This is a genomic window from Mesorhizobium sp. P3_A8 (assembly GCF_056402995.1).
This window is the reverse complement of sequence record NZ_JBFUGI010000001.1, coordinates 1-15,556: the sequence shown is the minus strand read 5'-3', so window position 1 is coordinate 15,556 and position 15,556 is coordinate 1. Positions and strand designations below refer to the sequence as shown.

The window sequence follows — 15,556 nt, the reverse complement described above, 5'->3', positions numbered from 1 at the left end:
TTCTCGTCCGCCCTGTGATGCGATCCGGCCTCAAACGGAGCCTGCCATGTCGTCGACCATCAGAACCATCACGCTACCCCAAGGCGAAGCCATTGCTGTTCTCGGCCAGGGCACGTGGAAGATGGGCGAGGATTCTCGCCGCCGTGCTGGCGAGGTCGATGCGCTCAAGCTCGGCCTCGACCTTGGCATCACGCTGATCGACACCGCCGAAATGTATGCCAGCGGTGGCGCCGAGGAAGTGGTGGCCGAAGCTATCGCCGGGCGCCGCGACGAGACCTTCCTGGTTTCGAAGGTTCTACCGTCGAACGCTTCGCGCGCGGGCGTGCAGCGCGCCTGCGAGAACAGCCTGAAGCGCCTGCGCACCGACCGCATCGACCTCTATCTCTTGCATTGGCCGGGCAACGTACCGTTGGCGGAGACGGTCGAGGCCTTCGAGGCCTTGAAGAAGGCCGGCAAGATCCGCCATTGGGGCGTCAGCAATTTCGACACCGAGGAAATGGAGGACCTGGCCGGCTTGCCCGATGGCGGCAATGTCCAGACCAACCAAGTGCTTTACAATCTGGTCCGTCGCGGCCTCGAATTCGATCTCGCCCCCTGGAGCCGCAAGCGCGGCATCCCGCTGATGGCCTATTCGCCGGTCGAGCAGGGCGCACTGGCGCGCAATGCCAGGCTCGATGCCGTTGCCGCCCGCCACAATGCGACCGCGGCACAGATCGCCTTGGCCTGGGTGATGCACCAGGAGGGCGTTGTCGCCATTCCCAAGGCCAGCAGCCAGGAGCACGTGCGCCAGAATTTTGCTGCGCTGGACATCAAACTAGCAGGCGAAGACCTCGCCGATCTCAACCGCGCCTTCCCGCCACCGACACGCAAGCGCGGGCTGGAGATGATCTGAGCGGCGGGTGAAGTTGCAATCTCCCCCCTCGTGGGGGAGATGCCCGGTAGGGCAGAGGGGGGCGCTGGCCCGCCAACATATATCAATCTTACAGTGACGGCTTCCTCGCCCATTTTCTGCCGAGCATCATCAGAGATCAGGTTAAGCAAGCTCAGCACTCTACGACGCCCCCCTCTGTCCTGCCGGACATCTCCCCCACGAGGGGGGAGATTGGCAGTTGCGCCGACGCCGCCCAGATTGCTAAATTATTTTCCCGCCAGACCCTTCAGCCGGTACAGCGCTTCCAGCGCCTCCCGTGGCGTCATCTCGTCGGGATTGATGTCGCCGAGCGCGGCGCCCAAAGCGTCGTTCTTCACCGGCTTCGGCATTTCACGCTTCACCGCCACGGAAAACAGCGGCAAATCGTCGACCAGCCGGTTGGTCTTGCCGGAAACCTCGCCTTCTTCCAATTGGTGCAGCACCTGCTTGGCCCGGTCGACCACCGCTTCCGGCAGGCCGGCGAGCCGCGCCACCTGCACGCCGTAGGAGCGGTCGGCCGCACCCTTGCCGACCTCGTGCAGGAAGACGACGTCGTTTTCCCATTCCTTGACCCGCATGGTGACGTTGTGGAGCCGCGCCAGCTTGCCGGCGAGCGAGGTCATTTCGTGGAAATGGGTGGCAAAGATCGCCCGGCAGCGGTTCTTCTCGTGCAGGTATTCCACCGCCGCCCAGGCGATCGATAGGCCGTCGAAGGTGGCGGTACCGCGGCCGATCTCGTCGAGGATCACCAGGGCCCGTTCGCCGGCCTGGTTGAGGATCGCCGCCGTCTCGACCATCTCGACCATGAAGGTCGAGCGGCCGCGCGCCAGATCGTCCGAGGCGCCAACGCGCGAGAACAGCCGGTCGACGACGCCGATATGGGCCGATGCCGCCGGCACGAACGAACCGGTCTGGGCCAGGATGGCGATCAGCGCGTTTTGCCTGAGGAACGTCGATTTACCGCCCATATTCGGGCCGGTCAGCAGCCAGATCGCGCCGTTCTTGGCGCTGCCCTCCGGCGACAGGTCGCAATCATTGGCAACGAACGGGCCTTCGCCGGAACGGCGCAGCGCCTGTTCGACCACCGGATGCCGGCCGCCGGAAATCTCGAAGGCGAGGCTGGAATCCACCACTGGCCGGCACCAGGCTTCGCTTTCCGACAACAGGGCGAGCGCCGCCGACACATCGATCACGGCCAGCGCGTCGGCGCCGGCGCGGATTTTTTCCGCCTCGCCGACGGCTTCCGCCGTCAGCGCATCGAAAGCCGCCAGTTCGATGCTCAGCGCCCGGTCGGCGGCATTGGCGATCTTGGTCTCGAGCTCGGCAAGCTCGGTGGTGGTGAAGCGCATGGCGTTGGCCATGGTCTGCCGGTGGATGAAGCGCGCCTTGGCGCCATCGCTGCCGGTCATGATCGCATGGTGGTTGGCGGTCACCTCGATATAGTAGCCAAGCACATTGTTGTGCCGGATCTTCAGCGAACGGATGCCGGTCTCCTCGATCAGCGAGCGTTCCAGCCCGGCGATGACCTTTCGCGATTCGTCGCGCAGCGCCCGCATCTCGTCGAGCTCGGCATGATAGCCGCCACGGACAAAGCCGCCGTCGCGCTTCAACAGCGGGAGTTCCTCGCCGAGCGCCTGCATCAGGTGCTGGGTAAGTGCCTGGGGCAGCGCCTGGATCGCGGCCATTGCGCCAGCCAATTCCCCGGGCAGGGCGGTCGCGGCGAAGATGTCGGCGATCGCGCCGGCCGCCTCGAAACCGGCGCGCAGCGCGCCGAGGTCGCGCGGGCCGCCGCGGTTGAGCGCCAGCCGGGACAACGCGCGCGGCATGTCGGCGACGCTCTTCAGGCTCGTCCGCACCGCCTGGCAAAGCCGGGTTTCGGAGCGGAAGAACGATACCGAGTCGAGGCGGGCGCCGATCGCCACCGGGTCGGTCAGCGGCGCCATCAGCCGGTCGGCGAGCAGCCTTGCGCCGCCACCGGTCACCGTGCGGTCGATCGCCTTGAACAGCGAGCCTTCGCGGCTGCCCGATAGCGTACGCAAGAGTTCCAGATTGCCGCGCGTCGCCGGATCGATGAACAGGGTCGAGCCTTGCTCTTCGCGCTCGGGCCGCGACAAAGGCGGACGCTCGGCCTTCTGCGTCTTCTCGACATAGGCGATGGCGCCCGAGATCGCCGACAGTTCGGCGCGCGAAAAGGTGCCAAAGCTGTCCGGCGTCGCCACCTCGAAGAAGCGGGCGATGCGCCCGGTGGCCGAGGCCGAATCGAACAGCGACGGTGGCTGCGGGTTGGCGACGCGGCCGAGCACGTCGAACACCGGCTTCAGTTCGGGATCGTGGAACACCGGCTCGGCGACGATCATCTCGCGCGGATCGACACGGAAGATGTCGGCCAGCAGCCGGTCGGCCGTGGTCTCGGCAACGCGGAAGGCGCCGGTCGAGATGTCGATCCAGGCAATTGCAAAGCTGTGGTCACTGCCGCCCTTCACCCGCCCCAGCGCCATCAGGAAGCTCGATTCCGACGGCGCCAGCAATTTGTCCTCGGTGATGGTGCCCGGCGTCACCAGCCGCACCACGTCGCGGCGCACCACCGATTTCCCGCCGCGCTTCTTGGCTTCGGCCGGATCTTCGATCTGCTCGCACACCGCGACACGGAATCCCTGGCCGATCAGCTTCTGCAGATAGTCGTCGGCCGCATGCACAGGCACGCCGCACATCGGGATGTCATGACCCTGGTGCTTGCCGCGCTTGGTCAAGACGATGCCCAGCGCCCGGCTTGCCTTTTCGGCATCGTCGAAGAACAGCTCGTAGAAATCGCCCATGCGGTAGAACAGCAGCGAATCCGGGTTCGCCGCCTTGATCTCGATGAACTGCTCCATCATCGGCGTGACGGCGGCTGCGCCGGGCTGTGGCGGCGTCATCACCTCGGGGGCGTCCGGCTCGTTCGGGCTGTGCATGTTCATGCGCGGCACGCTAGCAGATGTGATCGCGCGGTTTAATGCCGGGGCCGCGAAAAGCAGGGGACGACCGAGGCGGCCAGATTCGCAATTTCCCATCCGATCCGCGATTCCCGCGTGCCGGCGGTTTACACGCGGCGGCGCGTGGTCTTAATTCGGACCGAAACAAAGCACCCGCTTTCCAAGGAGGTGCTGCACCGGCGAGGAAATCAAAAGCATCATGGCCAGGAAAACCGAGAACAGCGGTCCGTCCGTCAGCGCGCAGGAAGCGCTCGAATTCCACGCCATGGGGCGCCCCGGCAAGCTGGAGGTCGTCGCCACCAAGCCGATGGCCACCCAACGCGATCTGAGCCTCGCCTATTCGCCTGGCGTCGCGGTGCCCGTCCTGGCCATCGCCGAGGATCCCAGCCGCGCCTTCGACTACACGACGCGCGGCAACATGGTTGCGGTCATCTCCAACGGCACTGCCATCCTCGGTCTCGGCAATCTCGGTGCGCTGGCCTCCAAGCCGGTGATGGAGGGCAAGGCGGTGCTGTTCAAGCGCTTTGCTGATGTCGATTCCATCGACCTCGAGGTCGACACCGAAGACGCCGACGAGTTCATCAACTGCGTGCGCTTCCTCGGCCCATCCTTCGGCGGCATCAACCTGGAAGACATCAAGGCGCCGGAATGCTTCATCATCGAGCAGCGGCTGCGCGAGCTGATGGACATTCCGGTCTTCCACGATGACCAGCATGGCACCGCCATCATCTCGGCCGCCGGCCTGATCAACGCGCTGGAAATCACCGGCCGCGACATGAAGACGACGAAAATGGTCTGCAACGGCGCCGGTGCCGCCGGTATCGCCTGCATCGAGCTGATGAAGGCGATGGGTTTTGCGCCGGAAAACATCACCTTGTGTGACACCAAGGGCGTGGTCTTTCAGGGCCGCACCGAAGGTATGAACCAGTGGAAGTCGGCGCATGCGGTCAAGACCGAGGCGCGCAGCCTCGCCGAGGCGCTCGACGGCGCCGATGTCTTCCTCGGCCTCTCGGCCAAGGGCGCGCTGACCACCGCCATGGTGCAGTCGATGGCCAAGAACCCGATCATCTTCGCCATGGCCAATCCAGACCCGGAAATCACCCCGGAGGAAGTGGCCGAGATCCGCACCGATGCCATCATGGCGACCGGCCGTTCGGACTATCCGAACCAGGTCAACAACGTGCTCGGCTTCCCCTACATTTTCCGCGGCGCGCTGGATGTGCGGGCCACCACCATCAATGACGACATGAAGATCGCCGCGGCACGTGCGCTCGCCGATCTGGCGCGCAAGGACGTGCCCGACGATGTCGCCGCCGCCTATCAGGGCAACCGGCCGAAATTCGGCCCCAACTACATCATCCCGGTGCCGTTCGATCCGCGCCTGATTTCGGCCATTCCGCTGGCGGTGGCCAAGGCGGCGATGGAGTCGGGCGTCGCCCGCAAGCCGATCCTCGATCTCGATCGCTACGCCCAGGAACTGTCCGCCCGCCGCGACCCGATCGCCTCGACCTTGCAGCGTATCTACGATCGCGTGCGCCGCCAGCCCAAGCGCATCGTCTTCGCCGAGGGCGAGGAGGAGCAGGTGATGCGCGCCGCCGTCTCCTATGTGAACCAGAAGCTCGGCACCGCCATCCTGCTCGGCCGCGACGACGTCATCAAGGAAAACGCCAAGCACGCCGGCATCGACTTGAACAAACAAGGCATCGAGATCATCAATGCCCGGCTGTCGCGCCGCAACGGCATCTACACCGACTATCTCTACGAACGCATGCAGCGCAAAGGTTTTCTGTTCCGCGACTGCCAGCGCCTGATCAACAACGACCGCAATCACTTCGCCGCCTGCATGGTGGCGCTGGGCGACGCCGACGGCATCGTCACCGGCGTCACCCGCAACTATTCCACCGCGCTCGACGACATCCGCCGCGTCATCGATGCCAAGCCCGGCCACCGCGTCATCGGCGTCTCGATCGTGCTGGCGCGGGGTAAAACTGTCCTCGTCGCCGACACCGCCGTGCACGACATGCCGAACGCCGAGCAGATCGCCGACATCGCCGAGGAGGCGGCCGGCTTCGCCCGCCGCATGGGCTATGAGCCAAGGCTCGCCATGCTCGCCTACTCCACCTTCGGCCACCCGCAGGGCGAACGCTCCGAGCGCGTCCAGGAAGCCGTGCGCATCCTCGACAAGCGCCGTGTCGATTTCGAGTATGACGGCGAAATGGCCGCCGACGTCGCGCTCAACGCGCGCGCCATGGCGCAATATCCGTTCATCAGGCTGACCGGCCCGGCCAATGTGCTGATCATGCCGGCGTTCCATTCGGCTTCGATCTCGACCAAGATGCTACAGGAACTCGGCGGCTCGACGGTCATCGGCCCGCTGCTGGTGGGGCTGAACAAGCCGGTCCAGATCGTGTCGCTGAATGCCAAGGATAGCGACATTGTCAACATGGCGGCGATCGCGGCTTATACGGCGGGGACTTGAGGCCGCGCTTTCAAGCTAGTAGATATCATGGTAATCTCCGCAGGGGGGAGTCGGATTTCATGGAAAAGATACAAGATTACATATCGCTTATTAGCGGCCTGATCGGCTTTGTCCTTGGGTGTGGTGTTACTTTAACAGTTCAGCGAATTCGCCAAGGAGCAAACGCCAGTTTTTCTGATCAGCGGGACAGCAAGGTGGGAGGAGATCAAGCGGGACGTGATCTGAAAAAATAAKTTATCATGGAAACAGTTTACGCAAATCAGTCGCGTGCGGCTGTCCAAGGCGATCAAGCCGGTCGCGATATATTTAAAAACGAATACAATATCGGGCCCCAGAGTGTTTCTCAGGTGTCCTTATGGCTTAAGAAGTTAGAAATACAGATTAAAGAAGATAATAAAGATATTGAAAATACATTTGTAGACAATCTTAGGTATTTTGTCGATCAGCGCGATCAGTCGGAAATAGTTGGACTTAAAGCAAAGATAGAGGCTAGCGGATACAACATATCGTACACGTCGGCGATTCTTCGAAAAGAAGAGTTTGTAAAGCTTTTGCTGAAGTACCAAGAGTTCAGCTCTGCACAGGAGCTATTCGCATATTTTTTGTCGATTATACATGATGTTTTCGAGGAAAAGATATGTCCGATAATAAATTCATTGGATTTCAGCTCGGTCCAAAATATAGTAGATACTCATATAATAGATAAAATATTTATTGAGATAGGTGCCGGCAGCGAAGATATACTTATAAATCGGAATCACGTTCGCGGCATGATATACTGGCTTGCGGACAAGTGTTATGTGCGGTGGCACTAATGAACTCGATAACGTACAGCGCATCTCAAGATCCATTTCATGCCGTGTTTCGTATGAGTGCGATCTTGGAGTTTGCAGAAGGCATAAACTTCGAAGTTGAGCGTTTGTTTATTTATGATTTCTACGTATGCTTCCCGTGGAGAGCAAGTACGATTAGGGGCTCTCAAAAGATAGCGGGCTTTATTCGAGACAGGAACGTACTACGACGTACCTATTTGCAAAACGTTTACGAGCAAATCCCGGACCCTCGGGTGATGTTACGGCGAATGCGGGCTTCGCAACTTGCTGCCATAAACAGTCTCGGCTCGTATGGTTTTGTTGATACAGAAATGCTCAGGGGTGGCGTCGTAAAGCGAACTTCGGAGCCGCTTCCCGCGACCTTGATGCCCAACATAACCGCTTTCATCGCAAAGAACAAAATCCTGCTCGAATTCCTAGTGATGCGACTGAACGAAGTTCCTCTCGCCGGTGCTGACGGCCTTAAGGATAGATCGGGGCTGGAGGAGTTTCGCTATGACTATGTTTAGGCCTAACATACGAGTTGACCGGCTTGTCGTCTTTAGCCGTGGAAACATCGTGTTTGATGAACGATTTCATGGCGGCTTAAATATCATAAGAGGGGAAAATTCGTCCGGAAAGTCCACGATAATGGACTTTCTATTCTACGGACTGGGCGGAGATCTGTTTGATTGGCGCGAGGTGGCGCTAAAGTGTGACACCATCTACCTGCAAGCGTCCATAAATGGCAGCGCGGTCACCCTATCTAGGGAAATATCCGATCAGTCAGGGCGACCGATGCGCATTTACATTGGCGATCTGGACGAGTCTCTCGTATCCGCATCTGCAGGGTGGGAGATCTATTCGTACGCACGTAGCAGCAAGGACAGCTTTTCGCAGGTTCTATTTCGATTTCTAGGTTTGCCTGAGGTGCAGCTCGGTGAAAACCAAACAAAAATAACAATGAATCAAATATTGCGCCTCATGTACTCTGACCAGCTGAGTCCTGTTGACAAGATATTTAGATTTCAACAGTTTGATGATGCAGTTACGCGGCAGACTGTCGGCGATCTGCTGTGTGGGGCATTTAGCGACCGGTTCTACCGCGCGAAGATTCGTTACAATGAGGCCGGCATTGAGTTTCGCGACATTCAGGTAAAAATCAAGTCGATCATCAATATGTATTCCTCTGGTGGCGTGCCTCTGACCAGAGAGTGGCTTGAGGCTGAGCGAGCAAAGGTCGACAAGGAACTATTGGCGACGAACACGAAGATCGAGGAGATCGAAGACAATATATTCCATGCTCAATTTGATGATCGTCTCACTCTGAACGACCAAGATGAGACCTACAGGCGAATTGTGGCACTTCAATCAACGATAGCGGAGCTCGAGGAGAAAATTACGAGGGTGGCGCTTGAGCAGGCGGACTCTGCCCAATTTATTGCAGCGCTGGACGCCAAGCTTTACCAGCTCCAAAATTCGCATGCAGTGGTAGAGGAATTTGGGCGGCTGGACTTTCAATATTGCCCGTCATGTTTGGAACCTGTTGCGGATCATGGCGTGGAGGGTGCCTGCAAGCTCTGTAAGGAGCCGTTCGATAAGTCGCGTACCCATTCGCGGTCGTTGAAGTTGATAAATGAGTTTAGCCGGCAGAAGGAACAATCCTTGGAACTGCAGGGACTCAGAGATATCGAAATAAGGGAATTACGTTCCAGGTTGGCGGGTGAAAGAGAACTCTGGGAGCAAGCCAATCGCCATTATCGTGTCTCTGTTAAGACCCCTACGACCGCTATGCGCTCAGAATTGCGGAATCTGAATCGGCAGGCGGGCTATCTGATTAAGAAGCTGGAGGAATTAGCTACTAGAAGTGAGATTGTTTCTCAGGTTGAGGAGTTGTCTTCTCAACGCGAGGGGCTCCAGAAAGAACTAGATGCGCTGTTGGCGGTAATTGAATATGAGAATAATAGAAATAAAAGTAGGATATCGTTAGCAAGAAAGGAAATTGAAGATAACACTATCGCTTTCTTGAAGGCGGACCTTTCACGCCAAAGCACGTTTGATAACGCAAATGTTGTCGATTTTGAGTTTGACGGCAATAAAATCTCCGTAAACGGAGACAGTTTTTTTTCTGCAAGCTCGATGGTCTATCTAAAGAATTCGTTCCTGGCTTCGTTTTTGTATGCTGCAGCAAACGATGGCGATTTTTCGCATCCGAGGTTGCTTATAATGGATACGATCGAGGACAAAGGGATGGAGCCGGAGCGTAGTAGGAATTTTCAATTGCAACTCAGAGATAAGTCGTTGTCGGCAGCTTCCGACCATCAGATGATCATAGCCACCTCAATGATAGCAGATGAGCTTAACAATAACTTATATACAGTTGGTGAATTCTATACGCATACCAATAGAACTCTCAAAGTCAAATAGAACGGCAACGAACTGCACGCGGAAGCCATCAACCGATCTTGATCACGCACCTTAGGCGATTATCGCCAATAGGCGCTGCGGAAACCGCCTGGACCATAGAGCCGCAGCCGCCCGGCTTTTGCAGCAGCCAATAGGTTCCCGGGGTCGAATAGCGCCCGCGAATTTAAGCAGCTAAGTGATGGTGGCCGATCTAGTCTCGCTCAATGCCGTCGGCTCAGTCAGCCTAATCGTGGCAGCTACGGCAGTAGCGTAACGAACGGTTTTCGCGCAGCAGACGGACCAGCCGCCCCGGCTCTTCGAACGCGGCGGCGCCCCAAACGCCGTCGCGCCCCCCATAACATATTGATAAGATTCAGCTGATATAGGGAAGCTCTTGCCGCATGCCGTAACGGCATCCACGGCGCGCTCAGACCGCCAAATGGGGGTGCGGCCATGAAGCATGACGGAGTTTCTGTATCCGTGGTCGGCGAGCGAGCCTACCACGACGAGCGATTGGATGCCTTGCTCAGCATCACCGGCCGCATGGACGGTTATCTCTACCGTTGCCGCAACGACGCGTCCTACACCATGCTGTATATCAGCGACGGCATCTTCACCGTCAGCGGTTACCGGCCGAGCGATTTCATCCACAACGCGGTGCGCGACTATGTCTCGGCCATCCACCCGGATGACTTGCCCTCGGTGTATGCCGCCGTCGACGCCGCGCTCGAGGCGCGCTGCAACTGGAACGTCGACTACCGCATCGTGCCGCAGGTCGGCGAACCGCTCTGGGTCCGCGAGATCGGCGGTGGTGTCTGGGACGAAGCCGGCGAACTCGAATTCCTGGAAGGCTTCGTCGTCGACATCAGCGACCGCAAGGTCGTCGAGGACCTCAACGCCCAGCTGCTTCTGGATCTGAAGACCGCCAACGAGGAACTGTCGGCGCAAAAGCGCGAGATCGAGGTGGCGAAGCAACAGAGCGACCATTCGGCCAACCACGATGCCTTGACCGACCTGCCCAACCGGCGCGCCTTCCACAACGAGCTCAAATCGGTGGTTGCCCGCTGCGGCGCCACCGGCGAGGCGGCCGGGCTTCTGTTCATCGACCTCGACCGGTTCAAGGAAGTCAACGACACGCTCGGCCATGAGGCCGGCGATGCGCTGCTGCAGCGCGTGTCGAGCCAGCTTCGCTCGATCCTGCGCAGCGCCGATTTCGTCGCCCGGCTTGGCGGTGACGAGTTCGCCTTCCTGTTCTCGGCCGACACCGATCTGGCACAGCTGAAGGCCGTACGCGTCGCCGAACGCATCCTGGAAAGGTTGCGGATCAAGGTTCCGACGCCGAATGGCGCCATCCAGGTCGGTTGCACCGTTGGCGTGGCCATGTATCCGGCGGAGGCCGCGGACTCCGAAGCGCTGATCGCGCTTGCCGACCGGCTGATGTACATCGGCAAAAAGAGCGGCCGCAACCGGCTGGTCACCGCCAGCGAAATGACACCGCAACAGCCATCGTCCGGGCCAAGCTTTCGCAAGACCGCTTAGCGCAGAGCGTGGACGAAATCCCTCAGACCATCCCCATCGCCTGCTTGTGGCTGGCGATCTCCGACAGCAGCCACTCGCGGAACCGCTTGATGCCGGCCGAGCCGCGATGGCCCGGCTTTTGCTGTAGGCAGTAGCTCTCCGGAATTGCATGCCGCACCGGAAACGGCGCTACCAGCTGGCCGCTGGCCAGCAGGTCCTGCGCCATGATGTTGTCGACCAGCGCGACGCCGCCGCCATTGACCGCCTCGCGCACGGCCAGCGCCGGATCGTGGAAGATCGGACCGGATTTCGCGTCGACTTTCAGGCCTTCGGTCTCGAACCATTCCTCCCACCAGGCGGTGGTGTTCTCGTGCAGCAGCCTCTGTCCGGCGAGATCGGTCGGCGTTTTTGGCGCATTCGGACCGGCAAGCAGGGCTGGCGCGCAGACGGGGAAGATCACCAGCGACACGAGCTGCAAATAGTCCGCATTGCCGGCATCGGCGGTGAACAGCACACGCAGATCGGCACTCGGGTTGCCGCCCCGGTTCTGATCATCATGGATCGACACGTCGAGTTCGAAATCCGGGTTCGCCGCGCGAAACCGCGGCAGGCGGTCGGCGAGCCACAGGTTCATGAAGGTGGCATTGATCGACAGCGAGGCGCGCTTGGCGGCAACCGGGCGGCCATGGCTGCCCATCTCTTCGATGGCATTCTCGATCGACCTGAAGGCGGTGGAGAGCCGGCGGGCAAAGTGGCTGGCTTTCGGCACCAGCGTCACCTGCCGGACGCCGCGCTCGAACAGCTCGATGCCCAGCGCCTGTTCCAGGGAACGGATATGCCGGCTCACCGCCGAGGGCGTCAGCCGCAACTCGTCGGCGGCTTCCTTGAAGCTGTGCAGGCGCGCCGCCGCTTCGAAGGCCCGGATCGCATTCAACGAAGGCAGCTTCATGCGCAAAGACAAAACTTCAGATGAGTTTTTGTCAAGTATGACGGACAGAAATGCCGTTTGTCGGACTGTGTCGAACGGGCAATTCTCGCGCGATCCGAACCCCCTGGGAGACCGCGCCATGCGCCATCTTGCCACCCTTGCCGCATCGATGATCGCCCTGTCCGCCTGCGTCCTGACGGGTAGTGCCCAGGCCGGCGAGGACAAGACCGTCAACATCTACTTCTGGTACGATTACGTGCCGGCCGACACGATCGCGCAATTCGAGAAGCAAACCGGCATCAAGGTCGTCTACGACACATTCGATGCCGTCGAGATGCTGACGACCAAGGCGCTGACCGGCGGCTTCGGCTACGATTTGATCATGCCGGGCGCATCGATCGTCGGCCAGTACATCAAGGCCGGCGCCATCCAGAAACTCGACAAGGCACAAATCCCCAACGCCGGGGGTCTCAATCCCGACATCATGGCCTTCCTGGCCAGGCAGGATCCGGGCAACGCCTATGCGGTGCCCTATGCCTATGGCACGACAGGCATCATCTACAACAAGGCCAGGATTGCCGAGCGGATGAAGGACGCCCCGCTCAACAGCCTCGACATGATCTTCAAGCCGCAGGTGGCGCAAAAATTCCAGGATTGCGGCATCGCCATGGTCGATTCCCCCGAGGGCGTGATGTCGATCGCGCTCAACTACCTCGGCTTCAACCCGTTCTCGACCGACGAGAGCGAGATCAGGAAGGCAGCCGATCTGCTGACCGCGATCAAGCCTTACATCAGGCATTTCAAATCGGGCGCGATCATGAGCGAGATGGCGGCCGGTGATCTCTGCCTGGCGCTTGGCTGGAGCGGCGATGCGATTGGCGCGGCGACCAAGGCAGTGGACGCCAAAAGCGGCGCCGATATCGGCTACTCCATCCCGAAAGAAGGCACGGAAATCTTCTTCGACGTCATCACCATCCCGGTCGATGCGCCGCACCCCGAAAACGCCGAGGCGTTCATGGATTTCCTGATGAAGCCGGAAATTGCCGCTCGCTTCACCAATGCGACGCTCTACCCGAACGCGGTCGAGGCGGCGGCGCCGATGATCGACAAGACCGTTCGCGACAATCCCGACATCTATCTCTCGCAAGAGACGATGAAGCATCTGTTCGCCGCCCAGCCACGCGACCAGAAATCGCTGCGCCTGGTCACCCGTCTGTGGACCGGCTTCACCACCGGAACCAACTGATCCCCGGCCTGTTTTGGCCCACACCTCACTCCAGAAAAGATGTGATCGATATGCTTGAATCCCTGCCGCGTTCGCGCCAGACCGACGACGCCGTTTTCGGCAAGAACATTTATGGCGGCTCGCACGAGCCGGTCTATGGCGGCGTGCTGTCCTTCATGCGCCGGCGGCTGACCCGCAACCTCGACGGCGTCGATGTCGCCGTCTGGGGCATCCCCTTCGATGCGGCCGTGTCCAACCGGCCGGGCGCGCGCTTCGGGCCGCAAGGCGTGCGGCGCGCCTCGGCCATCCTGGAGGGCGACCCGCAATATCCTTTCCGCGCCGATCCGTTCGAAAAGCTGGCGGTCATCGACTATGGCGATTGCGGCCTCGATTTCGGCCGGCACGACGAAACGCCGTGGCAGATCGAGGCGCAGGCCAGCGAAGTCGTCGATGCCGGCGTCACGCTGCTGTCCATCGGCGGCGATCACTACGTCACTTGGCCGCTGCTCAGGGCGCATGCGAAGAAATATGGGCCGCTGGCGCTGGTCCAGTTCGACGCCCACCAGGACACTTGGCTCGACGAGGAGAAGCGCATCGACCATGGCTCGTTCGTCGCCAGGGCGGTTGCGGAAGGCCTGATCCTGCCGGAGCGCTCGATCCAGATAGGCATCCGCACCCATGCGCCCGACACTTGCGGCCTCGAAATCCTGCATGGCGAGGATGTCGCCGAACTCGGCGTGGCCGGCGTGGTCGAGCGCATCAAGGCGCGTGTCGGCGATGCCAGGACCTATCTGACCTTCGACATCGACTGCCTCGACCCGGCCTTTGCGCCGGGCACCGGCACGCCGGTCGCCGGCGGTCTTTCGTCACGCGAGGCGCTGATGATCCTGCGGCGGCTGGGTTCGCTCGATATTGTCGGCGCTGATGTCGTCGAGGTGGCGCCGGCCTATGACCATGCCGACGTCACGTCGATCGCAGGTGCCGCCGTGCTGCAGCACTATCTTGGCCTGCTGGCCGAGAAGAAAGGCTAGAGCAATTCCAGGAAAAGTGTGAAGCGGTTTTCCGTCCGGAATTGCGTCAAGCAAAGAGCCCGGCTCGGAGGGCGCGCCGGCTTCAACCCGGCGTGAACACCCTTGCCGCTTCGACGACTTCATCGATCTGGTCCTGCCGCAGCAGGTCGATCGGAATGCGGCCGTCGAGCTGCGCCGCCGGCCGCGTCAGCCATAGCCAGGCGAGCCTCGGATTGCCGATCAGGGACTGGACGTCGCTTATGCCGGCGACCGGCCTGCCATCGACGAATTGCGCCAGCGGGAAGACGTGTTTGCGGCCACCCTTGCGCAAGGCGATGACGTCGCCACGTCTTTGCCAGCGGTGCAGGGTCGAGCGGGCGATGCGCAAATTCTCTTCGAGATAGGTCGAGCCGGCGACGCGCCCGGCCCAGTCCTCGATCAGCATCGATTCCAGGTCGTCGGACTGCGGCGACGGGGGAAGCGGCTCATCGGCCAGCAAAGCGGTCGACGGATTTGTGGCCCCGGCAGTGCCGGCTTCGCTGCGGCGCGCGGCTTCCGCCGCCCCCGCGCGCACGAATTTCGAGGCAAGGCCGGGAAGGTCGGCATGGATGGCGTCGATGGCACGCTGGTGCTTTGGCGACAGCAAGGTGACGGCGGACGCTATGCTGCCGGCGATCTTGCCGACCGAGACCACGGTGGATTGGTTGATGGCCTCATCATAATGGGCAAGCGCGCGTTCGACGTCCTCCGCGACCATCTCCGCGAAGTCGTCCTGTCCAAGACCCGTAGTCTGAAATCTGCTCATGCACATATCTTCCGACCGCGCGCGCTCCTCCCTCAGCCGCGGCCGATCGCTGAATTTCTAGTACGGAAAACGGAAGTCGCGGCGGCAACGGATCGCGCCGCCCGACAGCTTGCTGTCTTGCATTTTTCAACATCCCATCTGAACGCGGGCGCCCCGAAATGTCAGTCACGGGACGCTCTCGATTTCGTGTAGGAGCGATATGTGACAATCACGCGACGGTGAAGCTGCCGATCTCCCCCCTCGTGGGCCTGTTGTGTAATTGCAGCAGAGCGCGGATGAGAGCGGGATTGCGGGAATATCGCCCGTATTCGTGAGTTCTTGTGTCTGGTTTGGAATTTCGGGCGGCGGTTCGGCCTCGTGGGGCCGGACTGCGGGCGCACCTATCCTGTGATGGCGGCCCATCGGCGCATGTTGAAGGCAATCGCCGCTAACGTCACCTGGGCAGTGGCTTTGGCCAGCCCGACATAGCGGATCGTGGTCAGCTTCATGCG

12 protein-coding genes and 1 pseudogene are annotated in these 15,556 nt (G+C 60.5%); 9 read left to right on the top strand and 4 right to left on the bottom strand.

Annotation, left to right across the window (positions count from 1 at the left end; all coding sequences use genetic code 11):
- Positions 1–46: 46 nt before the first annotated feature.
- Positions 47–892: an aldo/keto reductase gene (locus AC1DX4_RS00065; protein ID WP_477218380.1), complete on the top strand. Its 846-nt coding sequence runs from the start codon at positions 47–49 to the stop codon at positions 890–892.
- 245 nt (positions 893–1,137) lie between these two features.
- Here the strand turns inward: AC1DX4_RS00065 and mutS are convergent, their stop codons facing one another.
- Positions 1,138–3,867 carry a DNA mismatch repair protein MutS gene (gene mutS, locus AC1DX4_RS00060; protein WP_477218379.1) on the bottom strand — a complete coding sequence of 910 codons (2,730 nt, stop codon included), beginning with the start codon at positions 3,865–3,867 and terminating at the stop codon, positions 1,138–1,140.
- A 214-nt stretch (positions 3,868–4,081) separates the two neighbouring features.
- On the opposite strand from mutS, the gene AC1DX4_RS00055 reads away from it, so the two are divergent.
- The 6 genes from AC1DX4_RS00055 to AC1DX4_RS00030 all read left to right on the top strand — a co-directional run bounded on the left by AC1DX4_RS00055 (position 4,082) and on the right by AC1DX4_RS00030 (position 11,118).
- Positions 4,082–6,361, top strand: a complete 2,280-nt coding sequence (locus AC1DX4_RS00055; RefSeq protein ID WP_477218378.1) for an NADP-dependent malic enzyme — start codon at positions 4,082–4,084, stop codon at positions 6,359–6,361.
- A 59-nt stretch (positions 6,362–6,420) separates the two neighbouring features.
- Complete coding sequence (locus tag AC1DX4_RS00050) at positions 6,421–6,594, top strand: hypothetical protein (protein WP_477218377.1); 174 nt, start codon at positions 6,421–6,423, stop codon at positions 6,592–6,594.
- A 6-nt stretch (positions 6,595–6,600) separates the two neighbouring features.
- Positions 6,601–7,176, top strand: a complete 576-nt coding sequence (locus AC1DX4_RS00045) for an ABC-three component system protein (protein ID WP_477218376.1) — start codon at positions 6,601–6,603, stop codon at positions 7,174–7,176.
- Complete coding sequence (locus AC1DX4_RS00040) at positions 7,176–7,703, top strand: ABC-three component system middle component 5 (protein ID WP_477218375.1); 528 nt, start codon at positions 7,176–7,178, stop codon at positions 7,701–7,703. The genes AC1DX4_RS00045 and AC1DX4_RS00040 overlap by 1 nt, the downstream gene beginning before the upstream one ends.
- A gap of 49 nt (positions 7,704–7,752) precedes the next feature.
- Positions 7,753–9,600 (top strand): AAA family ATPase, encoded by a 1,848-nt coding sequence (locus AC1DX4_RS00035; RefSeq protein WP_477218374.1) that lies wholly within the window; start codon positions 7,753–7,755, stop codon positions 9,598–9,600.
- Between the two features lie 432 nt (positions 9,601–10,032).
- Positions 10,033–11,118: a sensor domain-containing diguanylate cyclase gene (locus tag AC1DX4_RS00030; RefSeq protein ID WP_477218373.1), complete on the top strand. Its 1,086-nt coding sequence runs from the start codon at positions 10,033–10,035 to the stop codon at positions 11,116–11,118.
- Positions 11,119–11,140: 22 nt separating this feature from the next.
- Here the strand turns inward: AC1DX4_RS00030 and AC1DX4_RS00025 are convergent, their stop codons facing one another.
- Positions 11,141–12,046 (bottom strand): LysR substrate-binding domain-containing protein, encoded by a 906-nt coding sequence (locus AC1DX4_RS00025; protein ID WP_477218372.1) that lies wholly within the window; start codon positions 12,044–12,046, stop codon positions 11,141–11,143.
- Between the two features lie 118 nt (positions 12,047–12,164).
- Here AC1DX4_RS00025 and AC1DX4_RS00020 point away from each other — a divergent pair, with 118 nt between their 5' ends.
- Both AC1DX4_RS00020 and speB read left to right on the top strand, forming a co-directional pair.
- The gene (locus AC1DX4_RS00020) at positions 12,165–13,271 is read left to right on the top strand and encodes a polyamine ABC transporter substrate-binding protein (protein ID WP_477218371.1); all 1,107 of its coding nucleotides are present in this window, start codon (positions 12,165–12,167) and stop codon (positions 13,269–13,271) included.
- A gap of 50 nt (positions 13,272–13,321) precedes the next feature.
- Positions 13,322–14,281 carry an agmatinase gene (speB, locus tag AC1DX4_RS00015; protein WP_477218370.1) on the top strand — a complete coding sequence of 320 codons (960 nt, stop codon included), beginning with the start codon at positions 13,322–13,324 and terminating at the stop codon, positions 14,279–14,281.
- An 82-nt stretch (positions 14,282–14,363) separates the two neighbouring features.
- Here speB and AC1DX4_RS00010 read toward each other — a convergent pair whose 3' ends face one another.
- A complete protein-coding gene (locus AC1DX4_RS00010) occupies positions 14,364–15,065 on the bottom strand; it encodes an antitoxin Xre/MbcA/ParS-like domain-containing protein (protein ID WP_477218369.1) in 702 nt (233 codons plus the stop codon).
- Positions 15,066–15,445: 380 nt separating this feature from the next.
- Positions 15,446–15,556: pseudogene (locus AC1DX4_RS00005) on the bottom strand (IS5/IS1182 family transposase); the annotation flags it as partial.

What these genes read in the sequence shown, in the direction of transcription:
- AC1DX4_RS00065 (WP_477218380.1), top strand. Translation starts at nt 47, where the DNA reads ATGTCGTCGACCATCAGAACCATCACGCTACCCCAAGGCGAAGCCATT.
- mutS (WP_477218379.1), bottom strand. Translation starts at nt 3,867, where the DNA reads ATGAACATGCACAGCCCGAACGAGCCGGACGCCCCCGAGGTGATGACG.
- AC1DX4_RS00055 (WP_477218378.1), top strand. Translation starts at nt 4,082, where the DNA reads ATGGCCAGGAAAACCGAGAACAGCGGTCCGTCCGTCAGCGCGCAGGAA.
- AC1DX4_RS00050 (WP_477218377.1), top strand. Translation starts at nt 6,421, where the DNA reads ATGGAAAAGATACAAGATTACATATCGCTTATTAGCGGCCTGATCGGC.
- AC1DX4_RS00045 (WP_477218376.1), top strand. Translation starts at nt 6,601, where the DNA reads ATGGAAACAGTTTACGCAAATCAGTCGCGTGCGGCTGTCCAAGGCGAT.
- AC1DX4_RS00040 (WP_477218375.1), top strand. Translation starts at nt 7,176, where the DNA reads ATGAACTCGATAACGTACAGCGCATCTCAAGATCCATTTCATGCCGTG.
- AC1DX4_RS00030 (WP_477218373.1), top strand. Translation starts at nt 10,033, where the DNA reads ATGAAGCATGACGGAGTTTCTGTATCCGTGGTCGGCGAGCGAGCCTAC.
- AC1DX4_RS00025 (WP_477218372.1), bottom strand. Translation starts at nt 12,046, where the DNA reads ATGAAGCTGCCTTCGTTGAATGCGATCCGGGCCTTCGAAGCGGCGGCG.
- AC1DX4_RS00020 (WP_477218371.1), top strand. Translation starts at nt 12,165, where the DNA reads ATGCGCCATCTTGCCACCCTTGCCGCATCGATGATCGCCCTGTCCGCC.
- speB (WP_477218370.1), top strand. Translation starts at nt 13,322, where the DNA reads ATGCTTGAATCCCTGCCGCGTTCGCGCCAGACCGACGACGCCGTTTTC.
- AC1DX4_RS00010 (WP_477218369.1), bottom strand. Translation starts at nt 15,065, where the DNA reads ATGAGCAGATTTCAGACTACGGGTCTTGGACAGGACGACTTCGCGGAG.